Annotated in this window: 18 protein-coding genes and 1 pseudogene; 12 read left to right on the top strand and 7 right to left on the bottom strand. The window is 40.9% G+C overall.

Going from position 1 to position 22698, the window contains the following annotated elements:
- The first annotated feature begins 22 nt into the window (after window positions 1-22).
- From B3X18_RS11060 to B3X18_RS11050, 3 genes are all read left to right on the top strand, one after another.
- Window positions 23-850 carry a PhzF family phenazine biosynthesis protein gene (locus tag B3X18_RS11060; protein WP_005025261.1) on the top strand — a complete coding sequence of 276 codons (828 nt, stop codon included), beginning with the start codon at window positions 23-25 and terminating at the stop codon, window positions 848-850.
- Window positions 851-1375: 525 nt separating this feature from the next.
- Window positions 1376-2767 carry an L-cystine transporter gene (locus tag B3X18_RS11055; protein WP_034670480.1) on the top strand — a complete coding sequence of 464 codons (1392 nt, stop codon included), beginning with the start codon at window positions 1376-1378 and terminating at the stop codon, window positions 2765-2767.
- Between the two features lie 153 nt (window positions 2768-2920).
- The gene (locus B3X18_RS11050; protein ID WP_034670481.1) at window positions 2921-5692 is read left to right on the top strand and encodes a M16 family metallopeptidase; all 2772 of its coding nucleotides are present in this window, start codon (window positions 2921-2923) and stop codon (window positions 5690-5692) included.
- A gap of 90 nt (window positions 5693-5782) precedes the next feature.
- Here B3X18_RS11050 and B3X18_RS11045 read toward each other — a convergent pair whose 3' ends face one another.
- Together B3X18_RS11045 and B3X18_RS11040 are read right to left on the bottom strand one after the other, a co-directional pair.
- The gene (locus B3X18_RS11045) at window positions 5783-6847 is read right to left on the bottom strand and encodes an amidohydrolase family protein (protein WP_005025267.1); all 1065 of its coding nucleotides are present in this window, start codon (window positions 6845-6847) and stop codon (window positions 5783-5785) included.
- Between the two features lie 119 nt (window positions 6848-6966).
- Window positions 6967-7362: a DUF3144 domain-containing protein gene (locus tag B3X18_RS11040; RefSeq protein WP_005015077.1), complete on the bottom strand. Its 396-nt coding sequence runs from the start codon at window positions 7360-7362 to the stop codon at window positions 6967-6969.
- 108 nt (window positions 7363-7470) lie between these two features.
- Between B3X18_RS11040 and B3X18_RS11035 the strand changes: the two genes are divergently transcribed.
- Window positions 7471-8103: a hypothetical protein gene (locus tag B3X18_RS11035; protein ID WP_005025273.1), complete on the top strand. Its 633-nt coding sequence runs from the start codon at window positions 7471-7473 to the stop codon at window positions 8101-8103.
- 67 nt (window positions 8104-8170) lie between these two features.
- Here B3X18_RS11035 and B3X18_RS11030 read toward each other — a convergent pair whose 3' ends face one another.
- Window positions 8171-9652, bottom strand: coding sequence for a CYTH and CHAD domain-containing protein (locus B3X18_RS11030; protein WP_005025275.1), 1482 nt, complete (start codon window positions 9650-9652; stop codon window positions 8171-8173).
- Window positions 9653-9969: 317 nt separating this feature from the next.
- Here B3X18_RS11030 and B3X18_RS11025 point away from each other — a divergent pair, with 317 nt between their 5' ends.
- The 3 genes from B3X18_RS11025 to hemL all read left to right on the top strand — a co-directional run bounded on the left by B3X18_RS11025 (window position 9970) and on the right by hemL (window position 12398).
- Window positions 9970-10350, top strand: coding sequence for a DUF962 domain-containing protein (locus B3X18_RS11025; RefSeq protein WP_017401214.1), 381 nt, complete (start codon window positions 9970-9972; stop codon window positions 10348-10350).
- 72 nt (window positions 10351-10422) lie between these two features.
- Complete coding sequence (thiE, locus tag B3X18_RS11020; protein ID WP_005025279.1) at window positions 10423-11052, top strand: thiamine phosphate synthase; 630 nt, start codon at window positions 10423-10425, stop codon at window positions 11050-11052.
- A 44-nt stretch (window positions 11053-11096) separates the two neighbouring features.
- Complete coding sequence (gene hemL, locus B3X18_RS11015) at window positions 11097-12398, top strand: glutamate-1-semialdehyde 2,1-aminomutase (protein ID WP_017401213.1); 1302 nt, start codon at window positions 11097-11099, stop codon at window positions 12396-12398.
- A gap of 106 nt (window positions 12399-12504) precedes the next feature.
- Here the strand turns inward: hemL and B3X18_RS11010 are convergent, their stop codons facing one another.
- Window positions 12505-13287: a hypothetical protein gene (locus tag B3X18_RS11010; RefSeq protein ID WP_005025283.1), complete on the bottom strand. Its 783-nt coding sequence runs from the start codon at window positions 13285-13287 to the stop codon at window positions 12505-12507.
- A gap of 186 nt (window positions 13288-13473) precedes the next feature.
- Here B3X18_RS11010 and B3X18_RS11005 point away from each other — a divergent pair.
- The 3 genes and pseudogenes from B3X18_RS11005 to rapA form a co-directional block, all read left to right on the top strand.
- A pseudogene (locus tag B3X18_RS11005) lies at window positions 13474-13962 on the top strand (isochorismatase); the annotation flags it as partial.
- Window positions 13963-14136: 174 nt separating this feature from the next.
- Entirely contained in the window at window positions 14137-14781 is a 645-nt protein-coding gene (locus B3X18_RS11000; protein ID WP_005025287.1) for an RluA family pseudouridine synthase, read from the top strand.
- Between the two features lie 141 nt (window positions 14782-14922).
- Complete coding sequence (gene rapA, locus B3X18_RS10995; protein ID WP_010700104.1) at window positions 14923-17760, top strand: RNA polymerase-associated protein RapA; 2838 nt, start codon at window positions 14923-14925, stop codon at window positions 17758-17760.
- Window positions 17761-17820: 60 nt separating this feature from the next.
- On the opposite strand, the gene B3X18_RS10990 is transcribed toward rapA, so the two are convergent.
- Window positions 17821-18210, bottom strand: a complete 390-nt coding sequence (locus B3X18_RS10990; RefSeq protein ID WP_005025291.1) for a hypothetical protein — start codon at window positions 18208-18210, stop codon at window positions 17821-17823.
- A gap of 175 nt (window positions 18211-18385) precedes the next feature.
- Entirely contained in the window at window positions 18386-19081 is a 696-nt protein-coding gene (gene fabR, locus B3X18_RS10985; protein ID WP_005025294.1) for an HTH-type transcriptional repressor FabR, read from the bottom strand.
- A 137-nt stretch (window positions 19082-19218) separates the two neighbouring features.
- Between fabR and B3X18_RS10980 the strand changes: the two genes are divergently transcribed.
- Window positions 19219-20274 carry a flavin reductase family protein gene (locus B3X18_RS10980; RefSeq protein ID WP_005025296.1) on the top strand — a complete coding sequence of 352 codons (1056 nt, stop codon included), beginning with the start codon at window positions 19219-19221 and terminating at the stop codon, window positions 20272-20274.
- Between the two features lie 19 nt (window positions 20275-20293).
- Window positions 20294-21406, top strand: a complete 1113-nt coding sequence (locus tag B3X18_RS10975; protein ID WP_005404239.1) for a fatty acid desaturase family protein — start codon at window positions 20294-20296, stop codon at window positions 21404-21406.
- A 371-nt stretch (window positions 21407-21777) separates the two neighbouring features.
- On the opposite strand, the gene B3X18_RS10970 is transcribed toward B3X18_RS10975, so the two are convergent.
- Window positions 21778-22479: an SIMPL domain-containing protein gene (locus B3X18_RS10970; RefSeq protein ID WP_005025299.1), complete on the bottom strand. Its 702-nt coding sequence runs from the start codon at window positions 22477-22479 to the stop codon at window positions 21778-21780.
- Window positions 22480-22698 lie beyond the last annotated feature (219 nt).

Raw genomic sequence — 22698 nt, 5'->3', positions numbered from 1 at the left:
CAAAGAACGTAGGAAAAATCTTATGAAAATGTATCAGGTTGATGCTTTTAGCACAGAACTTTTTAAGGGAAATCCGGCTGCTGTGCTTGTATGTGAAGAGTGGTTAGATGACAGGATTATGCAAAACATTGCATTGGAGAACAACCTTTCAGAAACTGCCTTCGTCAAAATAATAAATGATGAAAATTATGAGATTCGTTGGTTTACTCCAAGTGTTGAAGTAGATTTCTGTGGTCATGCTACCTTAGCCAGCAGTTTTGTTCTTTTTAAAGATTTTACCACCACAAAAACGATTCATTTTCATGTAAAAGACCTAGGAGTCTTTATTGTCACACAAGGACAAGATGGCAAAATCACCATGAATTTTCCAGTACGTGTACCTGAGCCCTTGCCAGATTATCCTGCCTTGTTAAATGAGGTAGTAGATTGCCCTTTTAATGAAGTTTATGTAAACCAGCAAGCTTTTATTTTGGTCTGTGAATCTGAACAGGCTGTACGTGATGCAAAACCAGATTTTAATAAAATTAAAGAATTGGCAGCAGCCTATCAGCGCAGCACAGCAATTACTGCCGCTGACCTTGATATTTCCATTACCAGCAAGGCACAGCATTATGATTACATTGCTCGTTATTTTGCACCGCATAAAGGGATTGATGAAGACCCTGTAACAGGTTCCATGCATACTGGTCTTGCTCCACTCTGGGCCGATAAACTTTCAAAACGGCAACTGGTTGCCTATCAGGCTTCTGCTCGCGGCGGATTACTGTACTGTGATTTAAAAGATAATCAACGTATAGAAATTTCTGGTTATGCGAAGCTATATATGGTTGCAGAAATCTTTTTAGACTAGAGATATACTTTTCAACCTGGAAATTATCATTCAAGGTTCTCGGCCTCGAGAACCTTTTATTTTTATATTTTGCTTGTTTAATACTTTTTACTGTAGTAATTGAAAAATGCTTTTATTCACACCGCAGACTGAACAGATTAAATAAAGGGTAAATATAGGCACTATAATAAATGCATGAAAATGACCTGGTTATTAATATAGTGATTAAAATCATTTGTCTATAATTTTTATTCCAATCTAATATCTAAAAAACCGAAATAGCCAGCTAGAGCTTTAAATAGATTCTTAACATCAGAATTTACTAAAACTATCAGGAAGATAAAGAAGCATATCGGTTTGATCCTTTCATCAAATTAGTCTTCATTTAAACTGCTAATTATATATTTAAAAATAATTAAGCATTACAAACAGATCGGTAGTAATTTTGATGCTATAAAATTGTTAAAAAGGCTAGGTGTTTAAGACAGACTATAGTCAAATATGCCACCTTAAAAGAATGCACCGGCAACTAGATGGAGTTTGGGAATGAATATACCCCTAATCATTAATATTGTGGTTTTTATCGGGTTGATATTTTTGCTTGCCCAAACACGCAAAACCACATGGAGCCTGTCTAAAAAAGTACTTGCTGGTCTTGTTCTGGGAGTTATATTTGGACTCGGATTACACGCCGTGTATGGCGCAAACCACCCAGTTCTAGCCGAATCTATCAGTTGGTTTAATATTGTGGGCAATGGCTATGTGAAGTTTTTGCAAATGGTCGTGATGCCACTGGTCTTTGTTTCTATCTTAGGAGCTGTGGCAAAACTACATCAGGCTTCGTCATTAGGTAAAATCAGTTTCTATTCAATTGGAACCTTATTGTTTACCACTTTAATTGCGGCCCTAGTCGGGGTTTTCGTAACCAATCTATTCGGTTTGACTGCTCAGGGTCTGGTACAGGGAGCGGCCGAAACGGCCCGTTTAAATACTATTCAGTCTGATTACGTTGGAAAATTAACCGATTTAAGTGTGCCACAATTGATTTTATCGTTTATTCCGAGTAATCCTTTTGCCGAGTTGACCGGAGCTAACCCGACCTCAATTATCAGTGTGGTGATTTTCGCCATATTCTTAGGTATGGCTGCATTAAACCTGATGAAGGATGATGTGGTAAAAGGCCAGCGAATTCTGAATGCTATTCAGACTTTGCAAGCTTGGGTAATGAAACTGGTACGTTTGGTTATGACTTTAACACCGTATGGCGTTTTTGCTTTAATGACAAAAGTAGTAGCCAGTTCTAACCTTGCTGATATTTTAAATCTGGGTGGCTTCCTGATAGCCTCATATGTGGGCTTGGCCATCATGTTTGCTGTACATGCTATTATTTTACTTCTTACTGGCATTTCTCCAGTAAAATTCTTTAAAAAGGTAGCACCTGTACTGACATTTGCCTTTACCAGCCGATCAAGTGCGGCCAGTATTCCTTTGAATATTGAAGCGCAGACTCGCCGGTTGGGCGTTCCAGAGTCGATTGCCAGTTTTTCAGCCTCCTTTGGAGCCACGATTGGTCAAAATGGCTGTGCAGGTTTATATCCAGCCATGCTGGCAGTGATGGTCGCACCAACTTTAGGAATCAATACTCTAGATCCGATGTGGATCGCATCACTGGTTGGAATTGTGACTTTAAGTTCAATCGGTGTAGCCGGAGTGGGTGGCGGAGCAACTTTTGCAGCGCTGATCGTATTGCCGGCTATGGGCCTGCCAGTAACTTTGGTGGCGCTCCTGATTTCTATCGAGCCTTTAATTGATATGGGCCGGACTGCATTAAATGTAAATGGTTCAATGACAGCCGGTATTGTTACTAGTCAACTGATGGGCCAGACCGATAAAAGTATTTTAAATAGCCGTGAAGAAATTGAACTGGCACATCATTAATATTGCTATACCAAGATATTTACAGGCATATTTTCTATACACTGAGCCGTTGAAATAAGCGGCTATTTTTTTAGAATAGGCTGTTAAATATAACAATCATTACCTATGATGATGAATAAATAGCTTCACTGAGCTGAAATAATTGGAATAATTATGTTAACGCGGTTTAAGACTCTTACTCTCTCATTATGTCTTCTCGGTTTAAATACAGCAGTATTTGCACAGCCGATTCTGGTTAAATCCCAGCAAAAAATCGAGGAATACAAACTGGACAATGGCTTCCGTGTTGTACTTGCCCCGAATGATAAAGAAAATAAAGTTTATATCAACACAATTTATTTGACCGGTTCCCTGAATGATCCGCAAGGAAAAGGAGGGCTGGCTCATCTTTTGGAACATTTGGCTTTTAAAGGTACTCAAAATGTAAAAGGTGAGGAGTTTCAGCGGCGTCTGGACCAATATACATTAATGACAAATGCCAGTACTGACTATTACTCTACCCGTTACCTTAATATTGTCCGACCTGACAGCAAAGCCCTGAATGAAGTTTTGTATCTTGAAGCAGAGCGAATGGATAAGCTGGTACTACAGCAAAAGTTTGTTCCCTCTGAAATCGAGATTGTAAAACGTGAGCGCGAAATCCGTCTGGACCAGCCCTTCGCTGTGCTCATGGACCAAATGTGGAAATCTGCTTATGGCAACCAGTATCTTGGGCGATTACCAATTGGAGATCTAGAAGAACTTAAATCAATCCGAATGGATGAGCTTAACCGCTTTTACCGTACCTGGTATGCGCCTAACAATGCAGTCATGGTCATTGCCGGAAAATTTGACAAGGCAGCCATATTAAAAACGATTGATCAGCAGTTTAGTCCAATTCCAGCACGTTCAGTGCCTGAGCAGGTTAAAGTGCCAAAACTGGACTCGACCCAGATCAAGAACCGTAATTTTATTGTCAGAAAAGGCAGCGATCTGGCCAAGTTCCATATTTATATGGATGGAAAAAATACCAAAATTCAGCCGGCACTGGCATTGGCACCATATTTGTATACCATGCAGCCAAGCGGTCATCTTTACCAGAGTATGGTCGAATCCGGATTAAGTACTGCTGTCCAGTCTACTACCTGGTTAGATCAGGATTTTAATCTGGTCTTTATGGGAGCTATTTATGCGCCAAGTCATGATGAAAATAAAGTTGAAAATACTTTGCTTTCCAGTGTAGAGAAAAACCAGAATTTCAATGATACAGAGCTAAAACGGGTTCAAAGTCTGATGCAGAATCAGGCAGACAGTATTATGAACAATGCGACTGCTATTGGTTCACGGCTCAGTGATTATGTTGTTTCAAGTCAGGGTAACTGGAACCAGTATTTCAATGATTTACAGGCCGTGCGTAATTTAAACACTGCCGAGCTGAACCAGACCCTGAAAAGCTTTCTGGTACCGCAACACCGGATTTCAGGTGACATCAAGCCTACACCAGAAGAACAGAAGAAGGCACTGGAACAAAAGCAGGCTGCCGAGCAGCCAAAAACACTTGATCAGCAGGCAGTATCAGCTGAACCCTTGCTTGACGCCAGTGTTTACAAGCAACAGGTTACCCAGTATCTGACTAACTCGAAACAGCTTCTGGACCAAGCTGAAAAGAAAATTCAGCGGGGAACCCTCAAAAATGGCATGCAATATGCGCTGTTTCCAACCGCTACTCGTGATGACAAAACTTACGCCACTATTACCCTGCAATTCGGTGATGAGAAAACGCTTTTTGACCGTGGAGAAACTCTGGAACTGATGGCTTATCTGCTACTAAGAGGAACAGATCAGTACAGTTTACAAGACATTGCAGACCGTTCGATAGAAGCCGGAGGCCAGGCCAGTGCCAGTGCGGATGAAAACGGTATTGTGATCCGGATACAGGCAAAAAAAGAAAAATTTGATGATTTTTTCAGATTTGTAATTGAGTTGCTGAAGAAACCCAAATTTGAGCAGTCACAGTTTGATCTGATCAAATCACAAACTCTCGCTACTCTGGACAGGCCTTATACTGAACCTGATACTGTTGCTGCTTTAACTATGGCACGTTTAATTGAAATTTATCAACCGGGCGACCTGCGCTATCATTTTGAACCCGAACTGGCGAAATCCAAAATACAGACCGCCAAAGTAGAGCAGGTCAAACAGCTATATCAGCAGTTCTTTGCTATGGACCATGCTCAGGTCGCAGTTACTGGTGAATTTAAGCCTGAACAGATTAAAAAACTGTTGCAGCGTGAACTGGGTAACTGGAAGGGGGGCCAGCCTTATAAAAAGCTGACCTCTGAACATAGGGTATATCAAGCACAAAAAGTACATGTGCTTTCTGAGCAGCGTGAATTTGGCAACTACCAGAGCATACTGACTTTTCCGGTAGGGGTGGACCATCCTGATGCACCTGCACTGATCATCTTTAGCCATATTCTGGGCAATTCTCAGTTATCATCACGCTTGGCACAAGAGCTACGTGAAAAGAATGCACTGGTCTATGGTTTTGGTAGTGATTTACAGCTTGATCCGGATGCAGCGGTTGGAGGTTTAAGTATTGAAGCAAATTATACAGCCGGCCGTTCTGCACAGGTGTCACAGTCGGTACATAAAGTACTGGATGATCTTCTGAAGCAGGGCGTAACCGAGCAGGAACTTGAAGCAGCCAAAGCTGATATTATGAAACAGCGCGTTACTGCACTGGAAGATGAACGTAATATCCATGGCATGCTAAATAGCCAGCTGGAGCGCGGCAAAAGAATGGAAAGCCGTGCAAAGCGTGATATGGCTATTGCCGGTTTGAATAAAGCTGATATTGATGCAGTAATTCGTAAATACATCAAGCCGGAGCACTTGGTTGAAGTGATGGCAGACCAGTATGGTCAGCCTCAGAAAGGCTCCTAAATGAAATATGAAATAAGCCGGTTATGGCTTATTTCATCTTAAAGAATATAAATGTATACGCAGGTTGGCTATCAAAAGCCAGCCTGTTTTTTACAGACGGTAGAATTGCCGTGCATTATCATAAAAAATATTTTTCAAAGCGCTAGCATTATAACTTGCCACAATATCACTATAAGCATCGATCAGATTAACCAGACTGGTGCTTACTTTATCCATGGGAAAATTGGAGCCAAACATTACCCGGTAGGTCCCGAAACTCTTGAGTGCGTGTAGAATCATTGGACTAAGCAGATCGATCATTTGCTGTTTGGTGGCCAGACGTTTATTTTTATGAAATTGATGTCCTAAAACCGGCATCATTAGTCCGGACATTTTGGTATAAACATTTGGGCAGGTAGCAAGTTCTGCAATATCTTCCTGCCATTGATAAAAAATATTGTCACGACCGGTTTGGGTCAGTCCGGTATTTTTTCCGACTTTTCCAAATATACCCGCAGGTGTTCCAAGATGATCCAAAACAATCGAAGTTTCTGGAAACTTGCGTGCCAGCTGAATCAAGTCTTGAAGCTGGGTAGAGTAGACCCAGGCATCAAAACTGAGCTGGTGTTGAGCCAATTGCTCAAATCCCTTTAAGAATTTTTTATCAGTATAAAGATGGGGCTGATCTGCCCATGCCAGAATACCTTTATCTTCATGTACAGCTCCCATTCGGCGTATACCGCGCAGCCGTGAAGAATTCTTTGCATGGAGTTTGAGAATCTTTTTAAAATTACTCTGACGCGGATCAGCTGTTGCCACAATGGCACCCAGTTGAGTACGGGTTGTATCAAAAGGCAAGGATTCAATAAAACGGGTTTCGCCGACTACTCCTTTACCTCGGTCATCATGCCAGTGAGCTTCGATATGTACTACCTGCTCAGACTGATAGGGACCAAGATCCTGCTGGTAATTCTGGGGGAGGTAAGGAGAAGTTACATAGACAGTTTGACCTAAACTCTCGATCAGTTCTTTAGGTTTAACCAGGCGTATAACTTTGTCGAGTACAGCCGGATACCTACCAAAAACTTTAACTGCCATACGGGCACTATGTGGAGTATTGAGTGGATCCCACTGGTGAATATGTGAATCAATAAAATTAAAACCCAGATCTTGCATAATCATTCCATGTTGTTTTTATTTCTGAATATCCTGAGCACAGATTATGATGAATCATCTTTTTATTCTAGATAAATCTGTAAACATAAAAAAAGCCCCGCAGGGCCTAAACAATGATTTCAATGGTCATGCTTGTGATCATGTTTATGAGTATGGAACTCCTCATTTTTACGAAAACGCAGATAGTTTTCAAACTGTTCGCAATATTCATCAAAGTTATCTTCCAGCATCATTTGAAACTGCTGAATCAGATAGGACATAACCTGTTCTTTCGCTTCACGCATCTCGTTGCCATCTTTAAAATTGTTAGCTGCAACCCATGTGTTAAAACGGGCAGCAGCAAATAACATGGCCGCACTAACCTGACCACGAAGTTCTGCAGGATTGGCTTTTTCACCTTTGGGAGGACGGCAAAATTCATTGGCCTGTCTAATAAATTCATCGGCACGTTCAAAGAAAGCAGCATTTAACACTTCTTCTTCGGTAACATCCGTTGCTTGAATCTTTTGAGACATGACATTTTCCAACTCAAAAATTTAATGTTCTATTATAGGCAAAGCCTTGCAGAAACTGAACCTTTGTCTTAATCTAAAAATAGCCTAAGCCTAGAATGAGGTAAACTCATGCAAGATGCCATTGCTGTACAAAGTCTGAAAAGTGACATAGCCTTATTACGCCAGCATATATGGCCACCTAATCACCTGGAACATGTGGAAGGTTTGCCTATTTACTATGGTTCAAAATCTGAAGTGGCAGAATATTATCAGCAGTGGCAAGGCTTAATTGAGCGTGCTCAAGAAATGTTCCAGCCTTTTATGGAAGATGAAATTTTAGATGCAATTCATCTGCCCAGTCATTTAAATTTACCGCTTTTTTTCTTTCATGTAGACCGGATCCGTATTAATAAAACCCGCGCCAAAGAGTCTAAAACGTTTCGCGGTGTTGCCAGTCTGCTAGAGAAATGTGGCCAGTTCGAACCTGAACAGGTATTCGCTATGAAAGAGTGGCTGGAAAGTGATGATACCGCTGCACTGGTAGCACATCGTGAGTTTATTGACCTGCGTACCTATGTATTTCAGCACGGCCAGAGTGAATATACCCGTACCCGGTTTTATGTAAATGGCATTGTGCTGAGTGTAGAACCTGACTTTAAACTGGTAGATGCCCGTGACAAGCCACGCAAACAGCGCAGTGACAGCTATAGTGATCCACTGGCTGATAACGGGGTGTGGAAAATCTACGGAAAATATCGCTAGTTAATACATGCTGCCCAATCCTGAGCAGCATTTAAAATCACTATGATATAAAAAATTTATCTCAAGACTATGACCAGAAGGTTTGAGCAGTGCAGAATTTTTCTAGAGCTTGAGCTGCCTCACGTAAAGCAGATTCTTGTCTGGCCTTAACCCAGCCAGCGGCATACCAGGCAGTAGGTTGTTGTGCAGCTGCGTCACGGAAAACCTCTTCTGCAATAATTAGATCATTATAATGCCCGAGAGCCTCCTGCACCGGACGTAGCTGCTTTAGATAGTGCTGGACCTCTTTTTCAGAATATAAGCTGCTCACAAATTCAATACCATAACGTAAGCGTTTAGCACGTTTGCGGGTACGATGCCGTTCTTCAGCTTCGAGCTGCATAAATTGCGATGCATCATGCACGATCTGCTGATGCATTTTCTCCAAACGTTTTTTAATTTTTTTCTTTACTTTAGTGGACTTATGCTGGTTTTCATTGGCAGAGCTGCCTGTATATGCAAAAGCCATCAGGTCGAGCAATGTGTTCATTACCATGACTGAACGTACAACTGATCCAGCAGGATGTTCTGAATCATCAGATGCTGACGGTAATTCAATAGTAATTAAACCTTCCTGGACAATCTGAGGCAGAATGTCTGCTTCTACTACATCGCGGTCACGTGCTGAACCAAGCTGGCTGAAGAGCTTACTCAGATTTTCTTCCCAGACAGGGTCTACAGCATCAGACCAGTTACTAAAAATCTTGAGGGCACTACGCAATCTGCGGATACCTACACGCGCCTGATGAGTATGTTCGGCATCAGCAACCTCTGCAGCAACTGCTGCCAGGTTCGGTAAAATTTGATCGAGACAATTGGCCACGATTTTTCTTAAAACAGTATCAGTACTGTCTTCTTTCGATAATTCAATAGACTTGGCATGTACTGCTTTGGAGGCTTTTTGGCCGAGCGCCAGTAGCGTGCCCCGTTCAGCTTTACTTCTAACATCGAGCCAGAGTTGATATTTCTTGACCCAGCCTTGTGCAAAATGAATCAGGCTTTCAGCAGGGCCCTGTTTAAGTTCGAATTCAACTTCGTGAATAACATCGATATCATTTTGGGTACGGACTTCTCCCTGGTCGAGACATACTTCAATTTCTGCATTATTAAAGTTAAAAATCCGGTAGATTCGCTGCACATCAGTTTCAAACTGTAATTCTAGCTCGGTTACCTGGTTCCCCAGTGTATTTTCCAGAAGAGTTTGAGCTTCAGGATGTTCTGCAAAAAAATTCAGATCAGGAAGTTCAGGCTCTTCACTACATATACCAAGATCAACTTCTGCTTCAATACGATGCAGATGATTTTTGCCAGCTGCCTTAAAAGTTTGAACCCAGTCTTCACCTTCCTTGCGTAGCCGCAGCGCCATCCCATTTTTAGAGAGTAATCGTTCTGGTGTATCAAAGTATTTGGCTTGCAGGTGAATAGACTGTGCAGTATCTGGCTGCAAAGCCTGCTTGAGTGATTTTTGTTGAGCCTCAGGAATTTGAAATTTTAATTCGATTTCCAGCATTGAACAGTCTCCGAGTTCTCAATCACGCTAAAAAAATAGTGATATAAAATTTTAATCAGATCAGCTCTACCAGCTGAACAGCTATAAACATGAATTTTCACTATGACATAAAAAAAATAAACCACCAAATTTTCGGATTTAAAATAATATTATTAATTATTTGATTATATTAATTTATTTTTATTCATATATAAGCATATTGTATCTTTTTGCTATCTTGAATCTATGAGGATTACAATTCAAAATGCTCAGCTTTATTTTGCTCAAGAAATGCAGTAACGTGAAAGAAAATAAGTAACCGGTATCAGGATGATTCCATGACAACAGCACATTCACCCCATGAACTGAGCACAGAAATCAAATATCAGCTGCCAATACGTAATTATCACGAATTTTACAGGTTCTATCTGACAGAGCACCGTAATATTATGAGCCGACGTCTACATGTGGCCGGGAGCAGTACAGGTTTATTGCTGCTCGGTGTAAGTTTGGTTAAATCTAAAAAACGTTATCTTCCACTTGCTTTGCTGGCTGGTTATGCTTGTGCCTGGGTAGGGCATTTTATGTTTGAGAAAAACAAACCTGCCAGCTTCAAACAGCCTTTATACAGCTTTATTTCAGACTGGCGTATGTTTGCCGATGTCGTGCGTGGTAATTTAAGTCTAAAAGATCGCCGCTACGATAAAATTGACTCATAAGCAGAGCTGATAAAAGCCTGAAATTTGTTATACTTTATTGATATTTTTATTTAAATTTAAAAGTGAGGTTTTATGCGCGGTCTATATCTCATTACCAATGATGATCCAATTGAGCTCTTACTGGAAAAATTGGAGGCTGCGCTAGCCACTCATCAAATTGAAATATTGCAGTACCGTCGTAAAAAAGTAGAAAAAGCTGACCAATTGCATGAAGTGGAACGGATTAAAGCCCTATGCGATTTTTATAAGGTTCCTTTGGTGATTAATGATGATATTAGACTGGCCGCACAGTTTGGTCTAGGTGTGCACTTGGGGCAGACCGATGGTGAAATTATAGAGGCGAAAACTCAGTTACCAGAAAATATGATCATTGGCCGGACCTGCGCTAACTCTATTGAACTGGCTGAACAGGCAATTGCAGATGGGGCAACCTATATTGCATTTGGGGCAATTTATGCGACTTGCAGCAAACCTGAAGCAGGTAATATCGGGCTGGAAACTTTAAAGCTGGCACGCCAGAAGTTTAGTCTGCCTATTTGTGCCATTGGGGGGTTAACGGTTGAAAATGCTCAGCCTGTGATTCAAGCTGGAGCAGACCTTTGTGCAGTCATTAGTGATATATTGGCATTGCCGGCCGAAGAAATTCCAGGCCGCGTACAGGCTTGGGCTATTTTATTTGCAGAGACCCAGCCTGCTATATAAGCTGAATATTTTAATTTTATTGTGATTATTAGTTGAGACCTTCCATGAGCTTATCTCCAAAGCAAGAGCAGTTATTCAAGCAAGCCAGTAAACATATTCCGGGTGGCGTAAACTCTCCGGTGCGTGCATTTAATGGTGTAGGGGGAACGCCGGTCTTTATTAAAAAAGCTGCAGGTGCTTATCTTTGGGACGAAGATGATAAGCGTTATGTTGACTATGTAGGCTCATGGGGTCCAATGATCCTGGGTCATGCACATCCAGATATTATTCAGGCAGTACAAAATGCCGCTCAGGATGGTTTGAGTTTTGGCGCGCCTACTGTTCATGAAACTACACTGGCAGATATTATCTGTGAGATTATGCCATCTATTGAAATGGTGCGTATGACCAACTCAGGTACAGAAGCTACCATGACCGCGATCCGTTTAGCTCGTGGTTATACTGGTCGAGACAAGATTGTTAAATTTGAAGGCTGTTATCATGGCCATTCGGATTCATTACTGGTAAAAGCAGGTTCAGGTTTGTTAACCAAAGGGGAAGGTGAGCCAACCTCTAAAGGTGTACCAGCAGATTTTGCCAAACATACCTTAACTCTGCCTTATAACAATATTGCTGCTTTAAAAGACTGTTTTGCAAAATTTGGCCATGAAATTGCTGGTGTCATTGTAGAACCGGTTGCAGGGAATATGAATCTGGTTAAGCCTATTGATGGTTTCCTGCAAGCAATCCGTGATGTCTGTGATGAATACAAGTCCGTCTTTATCATTGATGAAGTAATGACAGGTTTCCGGGTTGCTCTAGGTGGTGCACAGGCTTATTACGATGTTAAGCCTGACCTGACTACACTGGGTAAAATTATTGGGGCCGGGTTACCCGTAGGTGCTTTCGGCGGAAAGCGCGAAATTATGCAATGCATCGCGCCTTTGGGTGGTGTATATCAGGCTGGTACATTATCTGGTAATCCGCTTGCCATGCGTGCTGGTATTGAAATGTTTAAAAATTTACGCCAACCGGGTTTTTATGAAAATCTTACAGTTAAACTCGAGAAACTGTTAACAGGTTTACAGCAAGCCGCAGATGAGATTGGTATACCTTTTAAAACCCAGCAGGCCGGCGGTATGTTTGGTCTCTACTTTACTGATCAGGAAGATATCACCAGTTTTGATTCAATGCTGGCCTGTGATGTAGAAGCTTTTAAAAAGTTTTTCCACGGTATGTTAAAACGTGGTGTTAATCTTGCACCTTCTGCTTTTGAAGCTGGATTTATCTCGGCAGCCCATAGTGATGAAGATATAACTTTTACTATTCAGGCAGCAAAAGAAACATTTGAAGAAATGAAAGCTTAACAGTTTTGAAGTCATGCAGGAACAACCCGATCCTGGTCGGGTTTTTTCAACCTATTTGCTCATGTGTGTTCTCAGTAAAGCAGAAATAATAGATTTTTTATTTAATCTATTCGTGAAAATCAAAAATTTCTAGCGACTCTACGTAGGGTAAAATAAGATATTGATGAGCAAGTAAATGCTGTTTTAATTGTATATAGCCTATTTGACTAGACTGATAAATTTTCTTTAGTTCGTTCAGAAGTTCATCTATTTTGCTTTCATTAAACCTTGTGGTTTTAATAAAAAATAATAAACTTGCGCCTAGACCTATATACTCTAAGCCAAAATTTTGATCTAAGTGCTGAATCAGGCTAAAGGTCTCAAAAGGATTTAAATTACCAGCAAAGTAGCCATTAAGTTGTGCTGCAAATTTATAAGTTTCATTGGTAGTATCCACCAATTTTACTTGAATAATTTCATCTAGAATCTGTTCAGGATATTTGTTGATTTTAATTAGAAGAGATAAATCCTGCTCACTATAATTGAACTTATTATACAACCTGTTAATCTCTATTAGATGTTCAGGTTTTAAAAGTTGCTGGATATGATATTGAAACTCAAAGGATTTGACATTATCCCAACTACTGTCTAGATCATCTTTAACAAGTTCAGTGGTATCGAAATATAGTCTATCTTCCATGGACGCATGCATGGAAGTGTATTCACATTGTCCAATATCTTCTAAAAGAAAAAGTACTTTTTTGACAGAATTTTGTCTTTTAAGCTGGAAATATAGATCAAGGAGAGCTTGCCAGGATTTAACTTCATGAACAGTAGCAAAGCATATTAATTCCTGCGCCTCATCATTTATAAGAGGATCCTTTTTATTTTCAATATAAAGCGTGACCATAATAATATTTTTAAATTAATCTGTTTGCTTGAGAGATTTATATCATAAAAATAATGATCTCTAACTGAATAATACTAGCGTAAAAAATCCTCACATTTATTAAATAACTGATATATAAAACTTCCAAATTCTAATCCGGCCCATCAGTTATTATAATGGGTGCTTAATCCTTCTAAAGAGTCCTTAATGCTGTACGCGATGCCCAAGAAAATCCAGCTTGCCCCATCTCAAGCCAAATGGCAAATTTCATCATCAGGCTCGGTTTTGGTACTGGTTGGATTACATAATTTAAAAATGCAGGCTATGGTTCAGAAAACTGATCTTATGAGTAATCTTGTTCAAATCAATAACAAGGCTGTAACTTTAAATATTCCTGTGGTCGACCTGTATGGCGATGACCTGATACAAGGTATGCAGCAGCTTGGTGAATATACTTCCACTCATCCCCAATTAGTCTTCACAGGACAGGTAACACCGATGCTCAAACAGATTCTGCCGCATCTGCAAAGCGTGACGGATCAACTCTGTATTGTGGATGATGCCATCTTGCTGGCTAATCAGGAACAGCATATTCAATGGATAGAAAATATCTCGAAAGAAGGTTTGCACCATATGAACAGTTATAGTTTAACCCGGCTTTGGGATTTGAGTGCTCCATCAAGTTATATAGTTTCCTAAGTGAATTGCTCGATTATATTTTGCAGTTAGCAAAAATTTTGGCCCTGATTGAGCAGTTTTCTTAACATAATCGGAAATTTCATCACCAATTGCCTAAATGCGCATTGTAATTATTCTCCAAGATTTCTATTATTGCCGGCTTGTTTTTAAATTCGCGATCGGAATAAAGCATTGGGTAATTTTCTAGCCGAACACCTGATTCATCGTGATGAAGACTTTATGGTAATTCATAAACCATCAGGCATACTCAGTGTTCCCGGTAAAGGTGAAGCATTGTCTGACAGCGTTCTGACACGTCTGGTCGCAATTGAACCTAAAACACTTTTAATTCATCGTCTGGATCGGGATACCTCGGGTATTCTGGTTTTCGGTTTATCCCGGCGTGGACAAAATTCAATTGCCAGACAATTTCAGGAACGCCAGACAACGAAAACCTATCAGGCGCTGGTAGCAGGGCATCTGCAAGGTGAAGGAACTATAGATGTTCCTGTCGTTTATGATCCAGCTCATCCGCCTTTGCATATTGCAGATGCTCATCATAATAAGCCAGCATTGACACATTGGCAGGCAATTGAGCAATTCGAAATAAACGGTCAGCAGGTGACGCGTGTCAAACTGGTTCCAGTTACCGGTCGTTCGCATCAGCTTCGTGTACACATGCAGTATCTTGGCCATGCTATTGTTGGCGATACCTTATATGCAGATCTGGAGCAGCAACAGTTGATGCCCCGTTTATGCCTGCATGCCGAGCAGCTGGGATTTGCGCATCCGCAGACCGGTGAGGCTTTAAATTTCTATTGCCCGGTCCCATTTTAAATAAAATACATATTTTCGAGATTTATTAGAGTTCTCCTTCGGGCGAGCTTTATGCCAAAATACATTGCTTAAAGACTACATAAACATACTCAAAAACTATCGGGTTTGAGTTTTAAAATGTAGTGCTAACTTGAAATAAAGGTGGAAAAATTGCAGCAGTTCGCTATTGGTCAACGTTGGTTATCAGATACAGAGACAGAACTCGGTTTAGGTGTTCTTATTGATGTTGATGAGCGATCGATCAGCATTTTATTCCCAAAAAGCGATGAAACTCGTGTTTATGCGCGAAATAATGCACCATTGTCCCGTATCATTTTCAATATTAATGATGAAATTCAGGATCAGGAAGGCCATAAATGGCTGGTCGAGTCGCTTGAAGACCGCCACGGGGTAGTTCGTTATAATGTTGTCCGTACCTTGGAAAATGGTGAACAGGAACGCAAAGCGCTGAATGAAACCCGTGTAGGTGCCCAGATTCAGCTTTCCAAGCCTTTAGACCGACTGCTGGCTAGTCAGATTGACTATAAAGAGTGGTATGACCTGCGTATTGAAGCACTCATCATGCAGGCACAAATGCAGACCAGTCCGTTACGAGGGCTGATTGGGCCCCGAGTCGGGCTTATTCCTCACCAACTCTATATTGCCCATGAAGTAGGACAACGCTTTGCACCACGTGTTTTACTGGCCGATGAAGTCGGATTGGGTAAAACAATTGAGGCTGGCCTGATTATTCACCAGCAGCTTAAAACTGGTCGTTCTGAACGTATTTTAATTCTAGTACCGGATTCACTGCAATATCAGTGGATGATTGAAATGCGTCGCCGTTTCAATCTGCAATTTTCGCTATTTGACTTAACCCGTACTGCCGCGATCAAGGAACATGATCCTGAGTTAAATCCGTTTCTGACCGAACAATGCATCATTGCCAGTATTGATCTGATGATTGACCATGATGACCTGCGTGAACAGGCGGTAGAAGCCGGCTTCGACTTACTGGTTGTCGATGAGGCACATCACCTGATGTGGAGCGAGGAAGAAGGCGGGAATGACCGTTACGACCTGATTGAGGAACTGGCTGAAAAGACCCCGGGCGTGCTGCTATTAACCGCAACACCTGAGCAGTTAGGGGTAGAGAGCCATTTTGCTCGCCTACGTCTGCTTGATCCTCAACGTTTCAGCTCACTTGAACGTTTTCTGGATGAAGAAGCGCAGTACCAGCATACAGCCCAGATTGCTGAAGTCTTAATGTCTGATGAGCCGCTTTCTGAACAGCATTTAAATGCTGTTCAAGACCTGTTGGGCCACCAGATTGAAGACCAGCCTGAACAGCGTTTCCGGGCCATTCACGAGTTACTTGACCGGCATGGCACTGGCCGTATTCTGTTCCGTAATACGCGGGAGGCCATCCAGGGCTTTCCTGGTCGTGACTGCCGTCCGGCACCATTGCCAGCACCTGAAACCTGGTCAATGGACGGTAAACTTCGCGAACAGATGTGGCCGGAAGAAGGTCAAATCGATGGCGCATGGATGGAAAGTGATCCGCGCGTTGCATGGTTAATGGAAATGCTGCGCAAAGATTTGAAACATAATAAGGTGTTGCTCATTGCTCGCAGCGGACCTGTAGTTGAAGCGTTGGAAAATGCGTTACGTCTACATGCAGGTATTCGTACAGCCATGTTCCATGAAGGCATGAGCCTGCTGGAACGTGACCAGGCTGCTGCATATTTTGCTGAAGAAAGCTATGGTGCGCAGATTCTGCTCTGTTCAGAGATTGGTTCTGAAGGGCGGAACTTCCAGTTTGCATCTGACCTGATTTTATTCGATTTGCCTGCGAATCCCGATGTTCTGGAACAGCGAATTGGTCGTTTGGACCGGATAGGTCAGCAGAACCGTATCCAGATTCATGTACCTTATCTGGTGGGTACAGCTCAAGAGCGTATGTTCCGCTGGTACAATGAAGCATTGAATATTTTTAGTAATATTTCACCAGCTGCACAGACTCTGCAGGAAAACTTTATTGTTGAGCTGAAGGATTGTTTACTGTCTGATCAGGGGCAAACCTTTGAGGATTTACTGGAAGAAGTGAATGTACAACGTCAGGCACTGGAGAGTGAACTGCAGGCTGGTCGTGACCGCTTGCTGGAATATAACTCTTGTCGGCCAATTGTTGCACAGGAAATTGTTCAGGCACTTGAAGATTATGATGACAATACCACTTTGCCAATGTTTATGAAGCGTTTTATGGCTTCAACCAATATTGATTTTGATGAGCAAAGTAATGGTACAGTAATCATTAAACCAACTGACCAGATGCAGGTTCAAGGTCTGACTCTAGATGAAGAAGGCATGACTGCAACCTTCTATCGCGATCAGGCCCAGATCCGTGAAGATGCTCAATATCTGACACTTGAGCATCCATTTACTGAAAGTGTAATGGAAGTGATCCGTACACAGTCTTTCGGGAGTACCAATGTTGCAGTACTTAAGTCGAATGCATTAAAGCAGGGCTCAGTATTGCTTGAAATATGGTTTAAGGTCGATGTAGTAGCGCCAAAGGCATTAAATTTACAGTCAAGCCTGCCAAAACAGTTAGTACGTGTATTACTGAGTGAAAATGGCCAGGATTTATCTGAAAAGATTGATCCTTCGATTTTGAAACCTTATCTACATCATCTGGATGGTAATAGTTGCCGTCAGGTGGTCAAGGCACGCCGTGAAGTCATTGATGCACGTTATAAACAGGCGCTGGATATTGCCAGAGTTGCATTGCCTGAGCTTAAGCAGCAGGCAAAAGAAATTTATGGTAGCAAATGGCAGTATGAAATTGACCGTCTGAGTTATCTGAAACAGTTTAACCCTAGTATCCGGCAGGATGAGATTGAACGATTGCAAAAACTGCAGAGAGAAGGCTTGAACTTGCTTGATGGCCTATCGGTTACGCCAGAAGCAATTCAGGTGCTGGTTGTAGTTAAACCTTAAAAATATTTAAAGAAAGAGCTTCCTTGGTAGAGGCTCTTTCTTTGTATAAGTATTTTGTATTTATGTCTGAGGTAACTGAAACAGGCAACGCCCCAGCTGCTCTATTTCATGGTCAAATTCATATTCACTATTTAGCATGCGATAACGGTTCTTTAGACCTGCATAGGCAGGATGAGCTGCATCTACATACACCCAGACATGTGATCGGGCTGGAAGGGTTGCTAAATTAACTGCTTCTAATGCTGGCCGTTTGATGGCTATAGCTATAAAAGGATTAATATAGGCATAGGACAGGGCATAATCTGCCTCCTGTTCAGAAGCAACAATAATATCTGCGTCAAATTTCTCACAGTTTTGATGGATAGTTTCTAAAATACAGGATTGAGGCTGAGATAAATCCAGTTGTATATACTGCTGCCGAAGTTTAGGGAAAGTATTGATCAGGCGCATTTCAGCTCCTTTAAAACTCACCAGATGGATTTTTTATAGCTGTTTTTACCGCAAACAACTACAAGGAAAGCGTAAATAAATGCAGTAAATATTTTAAATAACCAGACTTAAACTGAATTTTCGGAAAGAAGAAAGCGGCCTATTTAGCCGCTATTTTCACTGCTCTATAAAAAGATTATCGAATTTTTGATTCATCCAGATGACGGGCACCTTCAAGAATCATTCTGATCATGATCATAGTTTGCTCGGCAATTTCCTGCCGGTCACTTGATGGCAAATTAATAACCTGTGCACCCATATTAAACACCAGCTGTGTTATAGCTTTTGCTGCTATATCTGGATGTGCCATATTGCTATGATTTAAGCGTTCCAGTCGCACCAGATCTTCCTGGAGTTCTTGCTGGAAAAAGTTGAGCTGTCGGTCAACTGCTGCCTTATAAGATTGTGAACCGGTATAACCTTCGCGTAATAGCAGGCTGAGGTTACCTTCATCTGCATCTAACTGCTCTATAAATACGTTCACTGAACTTCGAATAATACTGCTCTGTTTCAGAGCCTTAAGACGTGCCTGGTGTAGAATCTGACGTAATACAATACCCGAACGTTCAATCAGGGCAATTGCCAGTTCATCAATATCCTTGAAATGCCGATAAAAACTGTTAGGTGCAATTCCTGCTTCACGCGCAACTTCGCGCAGACTTAAAGAAGAAATACTTTTTTGTGGACCAATCAGATTTAAAGCCGCCTGAAACAGTTCTTCCTTGGTAATGGTTGCTTTTCTCCCGACCGTACGTACAGGCATTTTTTCATGCAGAACAGTTTCTGCATGAGTATCTAGCTCTAGTTCGGCCGAAATTGAAGATGCGCTCATATATTTCAATACATTGAAAGAGTGATTCTATTATAGCGGTAGAGCGTAACGTTGTGAAACGAATACAGCAGATAAACTTATATACAAATGTATATACATGTGTATAATAATTAAAAACCACAGAGTTCAGATGTACTATGCAAGCTCTAAAAAAGCAACATTCGCCTTTATCCTTTTTAACTAGTTCCGTATTCGATACGGATGCAGCAAATTTCTGGCTAAAGAAACTAAATCCTTTATGGTCAGTTAACCAGTCATTAGGACAGATTGTGCATAAAGAAAAAGCGGCAAATGGCATATTCAGTCTGAAAATAAAGTGTAACCGACATTTTCGTATGGGGCAGGCGGGTCAGCATCATCCCGTATTTATAGAAATAGATGGGCGACGTTATGAACGTAGTTATAGCCTGCATCGTATAGATGAGCAGCATGTCTTATTAACTGCAAAACAGGTTGAACAGGGCGTAGTGAGTAACTGGCTGGCTAAACATGCTCAAGTAGGCGATCTGGTCGAATTCGGCCAACCCTATGGCGATATGATATTACCCGAAGCTTCAAATTTGGTGCTGCTGGCAGCCGGTAGTGGTATTACACCAATGTTAAGCATGATTGAAACGTGGGCAAAGCAGCCTGATGCTCTAGCTAAAGTTCAGTTGCTGTATTGGGTTAAAGATTATGAAGATGCAGCTTTTGAAGCAAACTTTAAAAAAGTTGCTGAGACAAATGAAAATTTCAGCTTCCAGATTTTTTATACTCAGCAGACAGATCAGCGTTTAAATACTGAACATTTATCTTTGGTAAGCCAGCCTGAACAGAGCGCGGTATACGCATGTGGTCCATCAGGTTTTGTCTCTCTGGCTGAAGAGCTATTCAGTCAGGCAGTGCTATTCAAAGGTGAGGCATTCAGTTTAAGTCAGGCTGATTCTTCTGATACAGGTTTCGTAAATATTACTTTGCTACAAAGCGAGAAAACAGTCGCCATCCCAAAAGGTCAGTCTATTTTGGCAGGTTTGGAACAAATGAACCTTAAACCAAAACATGGATGCCGTATGGGTATTTGTAATAAATGTGCATGTAACAAAGTGCAAGGTTCAACTAGAAATCTTGTGAATGGTGCTGAAAGTACCGAGCCTGGAAACCTGCTGAAACTTTGTGTGAGTTCCGCACAGACTGACCTTGTTATTGATCTTTGAGTGAGTTTGCATTATGAATATGTCAGTAAATTTTTCTACAGCAAAACCTATAAAAAACCAGTTTTTTAAAAATCCTAAAAATAGAGAGTTAACTGCAGATGAAATGAATCAGCTCGCCAAAGAGCTGGATGCCATCAAGCAGGAAGTATTAGATGATATTGGCGAGAAAGATGCCAAATATATTCGTCGTATTTATTCAACTATCCGCTATACCGGTGCAGCTGGACGTGCACTATTGTTTGCTGGCTGGTTTCCACCTGCTTGGGTACTGGGCACTGGCTTGTTAAGCCTTTCCAAAATTCTGGAAAATATGGAACTTGGCCATAATGTTATGCACGGTCAGTACGACTGGATGAATGATCCGAAATTCAATGGTCCGAAATATGAATGGGATATTGTAGGGACTTCTGAAAACTGGCGTCAGACACATAACTATAAACATCACACCTATACCAATATTAAGGGTATGGATGATGATATCGGATATGGCTTGTTACGTTTATTTCCAGAACAACGCTGGAAACCAGGCTTTTTATTACAGCCCCTATATAGTATTCCATTCTGCCTGTTGTTTCAGTGGGGTGTCGCTATCCAGAATCTTGAGATTGGTAAAGTCTGGATGAAGCGCAAATCAAAAGAAGAGTTTAAAGAAGAGTGGAAACCGTTACAGAAAAAAATTACTAAACAGTTGTTCCGAGATTATGTATTTTTCCCGCTAATTGCCGGACCAGCAGCATTACCTGTATTTACAGGTAATCTGGTAGCGAATGGTGTGCGCAACATCTGGACCTTCAGTGTAATTTTTTGCGGACACTTTACCAAGGATGTGGAAGTTTTTCCAAAAACTGTTCTGAAAGATGAGAGCCGTGGCCATTGGTATATGCGTCAAATTCGTGGCTCATCAAATCTTAAAGGCTCAGAAGCATTTCATATTTTAACAGGCCATTTAAGCCATCAGATTGAACACCATTTGTTTCCAGACGTACCTGCACGCCGTTACCGTCAAATGGCGCCTAAGGTTGAAGCAGTCTGTAACAAGTTTGGTCTGAATTATAATAATGCCAGTTTAGCCAAACAGTTTGGTCAAGTGGTAGGGCGTATTGTTAAATATGCTTTTCCCTTTAAGAAATAAAGTTAAAACAGTTAGACCAAGATATTGTAAAACCAATTTAAGCGTCTGCTTAACTATCACAAAGGCTATCTAAATAGATAGCCTTTCTTATTCTCTAAAACTCAAATTTTATTTTCTGTAAATAGAAAATACTGATGAATATACTCAGGATTGAGAAGTATGAAGAATTAACCTTTAATAACTTTCTAATTTATTTATATTTTTTAAAGTTAATATAGGAATTTTCAGATATTTATATAAGCCTTAGTTTTCTTGGTCTCTATGTAAAAAGAATTTTTAAAATTTAATATCTAGAAAGAAAAAACCGGTGTTAGTGTATAAAAAAATGCCTGAAAGAAATTAACTTTCAGGCAGTGTTAGCAAAAAATAGATTATCTGAACTGAATGGTACCGTTAGCATTAACTGTAACTTTAGATTCACCAGCGGCAACATCCTGTACAGGAGCAGCCTCAGCTGTAGCAAATTTTACCATACTGCTGCGCATTAAAGGCTGGGGGAAATAATTATTGGTATTCAGGTTTAAACTAACCAGATTATATGAGCCTTTATTCCATGCTTGCGAGAGCAGCTGTGCACGCTGCTGAAAGTTTTTGGAAGCTTCTACCATCAGCTCATTTTCAACTTTTTTGCGCTGCGCATCGGATACCGTAAAATTAATTGATTCTGTCTGGAATTGTTGCTGCAGTTCACTAATGAGTTGGCTGGTCATACGAAAATCTGTACCTTCCAGCTGAATTTCTGCACGACCACGCCACTCTTTGAGTTTACGACTATCATTGTCATATACCGGATAGGTTGTTTGTGAACCTGTTTCTACCTTAACCTGCGGATATTTACGCGCAATATTCATGGCCCAGTTCATTAACTGATTAATCTGTGTGGAAAGCTCGGCAGGCTGTTTACTACTTTTTTCTATGAAAAGTACAGCATGCATTTCATCATTTGAAATTTGACGGCTCGCTTCGGCCTGAATATTGACCAGGTTATAATTCAGTTTCTCATTTTCCTGAGCAAAAATATGAGTACTAAGAGCAGCAGTGGTAACTAAGGTGGCAAGAGCAAGATAACGCATGAGAGAGCCTTTTGTTCGTTTTAGAAAGTTTTATTGCTTTATATAAATATATTAATGATAACAAATGTTGAATTTTTGAAGAAATCGTAGTGGCTTTGTAATAGCCAAGTCAGCATTTTATAAAAAATATTTAAGGATAAATTTTTTATTATCAGTATTTTATAAAAGTAATAGCTTGTAATCATGAGTTGACCATTATGTATAGTTGATTTGGTAAAT

This window comes from Acinetobacter sp. UBA6571, from assembly GCF_002434085.1.
GTDB lineage: Bacteria > Pseudomonadota > Gammaproteobacteria > Pseudomonadales > Moraxellaceae > Acinetobacter > Acinetobacter radioresistens.
This window is presented reverse-complemented; position numbering and strand designations above follow the sequence as displayed.

What these genes read in the sequence shown, in the direction of transcription:
- B3X18_RS11060 (WP_005025261.1), top strand. Translation starts at nt 23, where the DNA reads ATGAAAATGTATCAGGTTGATGCTTTTAGCACAGAACTTTTTAAGGGA.
- B3X18_RS11055 (WP_034670480.1), top strand. Translation starts at nt 1,376, where the DNA reads ATGAATATACCCCTAATCATTAATATTGTGGTTTTTATCGGGTTGATA.
- B3X18_RS11050 (WP_034670481.1), top strand. Translation starts at nt 2,921, where the DNA reads ATGTTAACGCGGTTTAAGACTCTTACTCTCTCATTATGTCTTCTCGGT.
- B3X18_RS11045 (WP_005025267.1), bottom strand. Translation starts at nt 6,847, where the DNA reads ATGCAAGATCTGGGTTTTAATTTTATTGATTCACATATTCACCAGTGG.
- B3X18_RS11040 (WP_005015077.1), bottom strand. Translation starts at nt 7,362, where the DNA reads ATGTCTCAAAAGATTCAAGCAACGGATGTTACCGAAGAAGAAGTGTTA.
- B3X18_RS11035 (WP_005025273.1), top strand. Translation starts at nt 7,471, where the DNA reads ATGCAAGATGCCATTGCTGTACAAAGTCTGAAAAGTGACATAGCCTTA.
- B3X18_RS11030 (WP_005025275.1), bottom strand. Translation starts at nt 9,652, where the DNA reads ATGCTGGAAATCGAATTAAAATTTCAAATTCCTGAGGCTCAACAAAAA.
- B3X18_RS11025 (WP_017401214.1), top strand. Translation starts at nt 9,970, where the DNA reads ATGACAACAGCACATTCACCCCATGAACTGAGCACAGAAATCAAATAT.
- thiE (WP_005025279.1), top strand. Translation starts at nt 10,423, where the DNA reads ATGCGCGGTCTATATCTCATTACCAATGATGATCCAATTGAGCTCTTA.
- hemL (WP_017401213.1), top strand. Translation starts at nt 11,097, where the DNA reads ATGAGCTTATCTCCAAAGCAAGAGCAGTTATTCAAGCAAGCCAGTAAA.
- B3X18_RS11010 (WP_005025283.1), bottom strand. Translation starts at nt 13,287, where the DNA reads ATGGTCACGCTTTATATTGAAAATAAAAAGGATCCTCTTATAAATGAT.
- B3X18_RS10990 (WP_005025291.1), bottom strand. Translation starts at nt 18,210, where the DNA reads ATGCGCCTGATCAATACTTTCCCTAAACTTCGGCAGCAGTATATACAA.
- fabR (WP_005025294.1), bottom strand. Translation starts at nt 19,081, where the DNA reads ATGAGCGCATCTTCAATTTCGGCCGAACTAGAGCTAGATACTCATGCA.
- B3X18_RS10980 (WP_005025296.1), top strand. Translation starts at nt 19,219, where the DNA reads ATGCAAGCTCTAAAAAAGCAACATTCGCCTTTATCCTTTTTAACTAGT.
- B3X18_RS10975 (WP_005404239.1), top strand. Translation starts at nt 20,294, where the DNA reads ATGTCAGTAAATTTTTCTACAGCAAAACCTATAAAAAACCAGTTTTTT.
- B3X18_RS10970 (WP_005025299.1), bottom strand. Translation starts at nt 22,479, where the DNA reads ATGCGTTATCTTGCTCTTGCCACCTTAGTTACCACTGCTGCTCTTAGT.